Annotated in this window: 7 protein-coding genes and 1 tRNA gene; all 8 read left to right on the top strand. The window is 62.1% G+C overall.

All coding sequences use genetic code 11. The features are described 5' to 3' along the window. The first annotated feature begins 168 nt into the window (after window positions 1-168). Window positions 169-244, top strand: a tRNA-Trp gene (locus ACY693_RS13035). Between the two features lie 30 nt (window positions 245-274). Next, the gene (secE, locus tag ACY693_RS13040) at window positions 275-652 is read left to right on the top strand and encodes a preprotein translocase subunit SecE (RefSeq protein ID WP_462322260.1); all 378 of its coding nucleotides are present in this window, start codon (window positions 275-277) and stop codon (window positions 650-652) included. A 1-nt stretch (window position 653) separates the two neighbouring features. Further along, window positions 654-1,187, top strand: coding sequence for a transcription termination/antitermination protein NusG (gene nusG / locus ACY693_RS13045; RefSeq protein WP_462322261.1), 534 nt, complete (start codon window positions 654-656; stop codon window positions 1,185-1,187). Window positions 1,188-1,321: 134 nt separating this feature from the next. Further along, window positions 1,322-1,756, top strand: coding sequence for a 50S ribosomal protein L11 (gene rplK, locus ACY693_RS13050; protein WP_462322262.1), 435 nt, complete (start codon window positions 1,322-1,324; stop codon window positions 1,754-1,756). Then, window positions 1,756-2,451: a 50S ribosomal protein L1 gene (rplA, locus tag ACY693_RS13055; protein ID WP_462322263.1), complete on the top strand. Its 696-nt coding sequence runs from the start codon at window positions 1,756-1,758 to the stop codon at window positions 2,449-2,451. Before rplK ends, rplA begins: the two co-directional genes overlap by 1 nt. A gap of 247 nt (window positions 2,452-2,698) precedes the next feature. Then, window positions 2,699-3,226, top strand: coding sequence for a 50S ribosomal protein L10 (rplJ, locus tag ACY693_RS13060; protein ID WP_462322264.1), 528 nt, complete (start codon window positions 2,699-2,701; stop codon window positions 3,224-3,226). Between the two features lie 81 nt (window positions 3,227-3,307). Further along, window positions 3,308-3,688: a 50S ribosomal protein L7/L12 gene (gene rplL, locus ACY693_RS13065; RefSeq protein ID WP_462322265.1), complete on the top strand. Its 381-nt coding sequence runs from the start codon at window positions 3,308-3,310 to the stop codon at window positions 3,686-3,688. A gap of 252 nt (window positions 3,689-3,940) precedes the next feature. Next, window positions 3,941-6,503 (top strand): DNA-directed RNA polymerase subunit beta (gene rpoB, locus ACY693_RS13070; protein ID WP_462322266.1); only part of this gene is annotated, 2,563 nt, incomplete at its 3' end.

Here is a 6,503-nt window from a genome sequence, read left to right on the forward strand (position 1 = left end):
CAGTGCGCGAAGGTGGCCGTACCGTCGGCGCCGGCGTCGTCGCGAAGATCATTGAATAGCCGCTAGCGGCAACTGGATCGAGGTCGAGATTGTGCTAGGCTGACGGCCTGGCTCCTTCTCTCGGGTCACCTCAGCACAGGGACGTGATCGACAGGAATCGATTTTTCTAGGCCAGTAGCTCAATTGGCAGAGCAGCGGTCTCCAAAACCGCAGGTTGGGGGTTCGAGTCCCTCCTGGCCTGCCAAACACGCACCGCTAAGGTGTCCGGTAACCCATGAATGCACGAGCCGAGGCCGCTTCGACCGGCCTGGATACGGCCAAACTTGCCGTCGCGGTCCTCTTGTTGGTCGGCGGCATCTGGGCCTTCTACTTCTTCGCTGGGTACTCGGTGCTGTTGCGCACCCTGGGGCTGCTCGTTATCGCGAGCGGTGCCGCTGCGTTGGCCTTGACCTCTGTTCAGGGAAAGCGGCTTTGGCGCTTCGCGCTTGATTCGCGCATGGAGGTGCGCAAGGTCGTCTGGCCTACGCGTCAGGAGACCATCCAGACGACGCTGATCGTCATTGTGATGGTGTTCATCCTCGGTCTCATCCTGTGGCTGTTCGATACGATCTTACGAGCCATCTTCAACCTCCTGGTCGGGAACGGCGGCTGATATGGCCAAGCGCTGGTACGTGATTCATGCCTTCTCCGGCTTCGAGAGCCATGTCGCGAAGGGGCTGCGTGAGCGCGCTGCGCGCGCTGGTATGGAAGACGCCTTTGGCGAGATCTTAGTGCCCACCGAAGAGGTGGTCGAGATCCGTAACGGCCAGCAGCGCAAGAGCGAGCGTAAGTTCTTTCCGGGCTATGTGTTCGTCAACATGGAGATGACCGACGAAACCTGGCATCTGGTCAAGGATGTGCCGCGCGTGATGGGCTTTATCGGCGGTAAGGGTGATCGACCGGCTCCAATCCCCGATGCCCAGGCTGAGGCCATCCGTCAGCGCGTTCAGGAAGGTGTCGAGAAACCTCGGCCAAAGGTGCTCTATGAGCCAGGTGAGGTGGTTCGTGTCACCGACGGCCCCTTCACCGACTTTAATGGTGTCGTTGAAGAGGTTGACTATGAGAAGAGCCGGGTCAAGGTCTCGGTCTCGATCTTTGGCCGTTCGACCCCGGTCGATCTCGAGTTTAGTCAGGTCGAGAAGGGCTGATCAGCCGTTGCATGCCTGGATGGGCTGATCGTGACTGATCGTCCATCTCTTTCATCCACAACCGTGCATTGCGCGGTCCATGCGTTGGGGAGCTGGCTTGTCGTCAGCGTTTGCACCCACAGGAGCGTCACAGGATGGCGAAAAAAGTTACCGCTTATATCAAGCTGCAGGTCAAGGCCGGCGAGGCCAACCCGAGTCCGCCGGTTGGCCCAGCGCTGGGTCAGCATGGTGTCAACATCATGGAGTTCTGTAAGGCCTTCAATGCGAAGACCCAGGATCTCGAGAAGGGCCTTCCGACACCGGTAGTGATCACCGTCTATTCGGATCGCAGCTTCACCTTCATCACCAAGACACCGCCCGCCTCAATCTTGTTGAAGAAGGCCGCCGGCGTTGCCAAGGGCAGTCCGACGCCAAACACCGCCATTATTGGTACGGTGACGCGTGAGCAGATCGAAGAGATTGCAAACACCAAGATGCCGGACCTCAACGCCGCTGATCTCGAGGGGGCTGTGCGTACCATTGCCGGTAGCGCGCGGGCTATGGGCCTGAAGGTTGAGGGGGTTGCGTAATGGCGAAGTTGAGCAAACGCGCGGTGGCCATCCGTGAGCGGGTCGAGCGCGGCCGCACCTATGCAGCCGACGAGGCCTTTGAGCTCTTGAAGTCGCTCTCGAGCGTCAAGTTTGTCGAGAATATCGATGTTGCTGTGAACCTGGGCGTCGATCCACGTAAGTCTGATCAGGTGGTGCGCGGCTCAACCGTGCTGCCACACGGCATCGGCAAGCAGGTCCGCGTCGCGGTCTTTTCCCAGGGCGCGAACGCCGACGCAGCGACTGAGGCCGGCGCTGATCGCGTTGGCATGGAAGACCTGGCTGAAGAGATGAAGGGCGGTAATCTCGACTTCGACGTCGTCATTGCCTCGCCGGACGCGATGCGGGTCGTCGGCCAGCTCGGTAAGCTGCTCGGCCCACGTGGCTTAATGCCGAATCCGAAGGTTGGCACCGTCACTCCGAACGTGGCCGAGGCCGTGCAGAATGCGAAGGCCGGTCAGGTGCGCTATCGCACCGACAAGGCCGGCATCATCCACTGTCCGCTCGGCAAGATCGATTTTGACGCTGACAAGCTGCGCGAGAATCTCGAGGCGCTGCTGGCGAATTTGGCCAAGGCCAAGCCCAGTGCAGCCAAGGGCGTCTACATGAAGAAGGTCACGGTCTCGTCAACCATGGGTCCTGGCTTGACCATCGATCACAGCGCGCTAGCGTTCTGATCACATTGTTTGATGAGCTTTGGGACAGCGGCTGCACAGCCGTCGTCCGTCAAAGACCGCAGGCGTCGGGTCGCGGCACAGGAAGCGTGCACGTCTCGGCTTAATCACCGCCTGCGTAGATGGTGTCCCGGAACCGGTTTGCTGGCGACGGTACACGTTCCATGATCGGCTGCCTGTGAGGGAGCGGGGAGCTGATCCACTTGGTTGGACACTTGTCTAACCTCAATCCGATTAGGAGGTGACGTCTGTGGCACTGACCTTTGCCCAGAAAGAACGCATCGTCGCCGAGGTCGCGGAGGTTGCTCAGACCGCACACTCGGCGGTTGGCGCCGAGTATCGCGGGCTGACCGTCGATCAGATGACCAAGCTGCGCGTCGAGGCGCGTAAGGCTGGTGTCTATGTGCGGGTGGTCAAGAACACGCTCGCCAAGCGTGCGCTGGCCGGTACTGACTTTGCCTGTATGGATGAGGCCCTAAGCGGCCCACTCGTGCTCGCATTTGGACAGAACGATCCCGGCTCGGTTGGCCGCATCGCTGAGAGCTTCGCCAAAGAGCACAAAGAGTTCCAGGTCCGCATGATCGCGATCGGCGGACAACTCTTGGATGGCTCCGAGCTCAGCAAGCTAGCGAAGATGCCTACCTACGACGAGGCGATCAGTCAGCTAATGGCGGTGATGAAAGCACCGGTGCAGAAGCTGGCCACAACCCTCAACGAGGTGCCGAGCAAGCTGGCTCGTACCCTCAGCGCGGTGCGCGACGCGAAAGAGGCGGCTTGAGCCTCTGAGCCTCAGCGGGGCCACGAGCCCAGCACTAGCGACCTTTTATTGCAAACGAATCATTAATCCGGAGATAAGCCCATGGCTGTTTCTAAAGACGAAATCCTGGAAGCCATTGCCAACATGACGGTGATGGAGGTCGTTGATCTCATCAGCGCGATGGAAGAGAAGTTCGGTGTGACTGCAGCGGCTGCTGTCGCCGCTGCACCGGCAGCCGCTGGGGCTGCGGAAGCGGCTCCGGCTGAAGAGCAGACCGAGTTTGACGTGGTGCTGACCTCATTCGGCTCGAACAAGGTCGCCGTGATCAAGGCGGTGCGCGCCCTGACCGGCCTGGGCCTGAAGGAGGCCAAGGACGCCGTCGAAGGTGCCCCGGCCACGCTAAAGGAAGGCGTCTCCAAGGACGACGCCGAGGCCGCCAAGAAGGCGTTGGAAGAGGCTGGTGCGGCTGTCGAGATCAAGTAACGCCATCCTTGCACCCTGCCTTCAAGCTGGGATCGACTAAGGCTGGCGGCTTCGGGCCGCCGGCCTTTTGCCGTTTCCGCTGATAGGCTCAGCGCCCGGTGGGGATGTGGGCGCTCAATCTCGCGCGGCGGGCCTCGATCTCAAGGCTTGTTCGCACAGCTGACCGGTGGCGCCGGTTTCGCTCCCGGCCAGCATCCGCTCCCGCGGCGGACGTTCAAGGCTACTCAAAGACCTATTACGAGGGAAGGCAGCATGCCCTATTCGTTTACCGAAAAGAAGCGCATCCGCAAGAACTTCGGCAAGCGCCCGACGATCATGGAGGTCCCGTTCCTGCTGGCGACCCAGATCGATTCCTATCGCGACTTTCTGCAGCTGGAAAAGCGGCCGAAGGAGCGTGATGAGGTCGGTTTGCACGCCGCATTCCGAACCGTGCTGCCCATCGAGAGCTATTCCGGCAACGCCGTGCTCGAATACGTCAGCTACCGCCTTGGCGAGCCGGCCTTCGATGTTCGTGAGTGCCATCTGCGCGGTGCCACCTATGCGGCGCCGCTGCGCGTGCTGCTGCGTCTGGTGATCTACGACAAGGATGCGCCGGCTGGGGCCAAGGTGGTCAAGGATGTCCGCGAGCAAGAGGTCTACATGGGCGACCTGCCGCTGATGACCGAGACCGGGACCTTCATCATCAACGGTACTGAGCGGGTCATCGTCTCCCAGCTGCATCGCTCGCCGGGTGTCTTCTTCGACCATGACAAGGGCAAGACGCACTCCTCCGGTAAGCTCCTGTTCTCGGCCCGGGTGATCCCCTACCGCGGCTCCTGGCTCGATTTCGAGTTCGATCCCAAGGATAACGTCTTCGTGCGCATCGACCGTCGGCGCAAGCTGCCGGCAACGGTGCTGCTGCGCGCGCTTGGCTATGGCGTTGACGACATCCTCTCGATGTTCTTCGAGACCGATACCTTCCATCTCGCCAAGGCGCCTGAGCTCGAGCTGGTGCCGGAGCGGCTGCGTGGCGAGACCGTCAATTTCGAGATCAAGCTCGATGATGAGGTCTTGGTCGAGGCCGGCCGCAGGGTCACAGCCAAGCACATCCGCGCGCTGCAGAAGGCTGGCGTCGAACGGCTCGAGGTGCCGGATGAGTTCTTGGTCGGCCGCACCCTAGCCCATAGCCACGTCGACACCGAGACCGGCGAGATCATCGCCGAGGCCAATGCCGAGATCACTGAGGAGCTGCTCGAGACGCTGCGCGACAAGGGCGTCGAGCGTATCGAGACGCTGTTTGTGAACGATCTCGATCACGGCCCCTACCTGTCTGAGACGCTGCGCATCGACCAGACGACCAACGAGCTCGAGGCCCAGGTCGAGATCTATCGGATGATGCGCCCGGGTGAGCCGCCGACCAAAGAAGCGGCCCAGAACCTGTTCCATAATCTCTTCTTCGCGCCCGAGCGCTACGACCTCTCGGCCGTCGGCCGGATGAAGTTCAACCGCCGGCTGCAGCGCGAGGAGACCGAGGGGCCGGGCATCCTCTACGATGGCCGCTACTTCTCGCAGCGCACCGATGCCTTCTCGACCAAGCTGGTCGCGGAGCATGGCGAAACCTCCGACATCGTCGATGCCCTGAAGGTGTTGGTCGAGCTGCGCAACGGCCGCGGTACTGTTGACGATATCGACCACCTCGGCAACCGGCGGATTCGCTGCGTCGGCGAGATGGCCGAGAACCAGTTCCGCGTCGGTCTGGTGCGGGTCGAGCGGGCGGTCAAGGAGCGCCTGTCGTTGGCCGAATCCGAGGGCCTGATGCCTCAGGAGCTGATCAACGCCAAGCCGGTGTCGGCGGCGATCAAGGAGTTCTTCGGCTCCAGTCAGCTCTCGCAGTTCATGGACCAGAACAACCCGCTCTCCGAGGTCACCCACAAGCGGCGCGTCTCGGCGCTGGGGCCAGGCGGTCTGGCGCGTGAGCGCGCAGGCTTCGAGGTTCGTGACGTGCACCCGACCCATTACGGTCGCGTCTGCCCGATCGAGACCCCAGAGGGACCGAACATCGGCCTGATCAACTCGCTTGCGGTCTATGCCCGGACCAATAAGTACGGTTTCCTTGAGACCCCCTATCGGCGCGTCGACGGCGGCAAGGTCACCGACGAGGTCGAGTTCCTGTCGGCGATCGAGGAGGGCAGCTATGTGATCGCCCAGGCCAACGCCACGCTCGATGACGACGGTCGGCTGACCGACGCCTTGGTCTCCTGCCGGCACATGAACGAGTTCACGATGAAGACGCCGGACGAGGTCCAGTACATGGACGTCTCGCCCCGGCAGATCGTCTCGGTCGCGGCCTCGCTGGTGCCCTTCCTCGAGCACGACGACGCCAACCGCGCACTGATGGGCTCGAACATGCAGCGTCAGGCGGTACCGACCCTGCGTGCCGAGAAGCCGCTGGTCGGCACCGGCATGGAGCGGGTCGTGGCCAAGGACTCGGGCGTCGTGGTCTGGGCGCGCCGCGGCGGTGTGATCGAGGCGGTCGATGCCGGGCGCATCGTGGTCCGGGTCAACGACGAGGAGACCGAGGCCGGCGAGGCCGGTGTCGACATCTACACCCTGACCAAGTACACGCGCTCGAATCAGAACACCTGCATCAACCAGCGTCCGCTGGTGGCGCCGGGCGATCTGGTGGTGCGCAACGATGTGCTCGCGGATGGTCCCTCGACCGATATGGGCGAGCTGGCGCTGGGACAGAACCTGCGTGTCGCCTTTATGCCTTGGAACGGCTACAACTTCGAGGACTCGATCCTGATCTCCGAGCGGTTGGTGCAGGAGGACCGCT

This window comes from Halochromatium sp. (assembly GCF_054919635.1).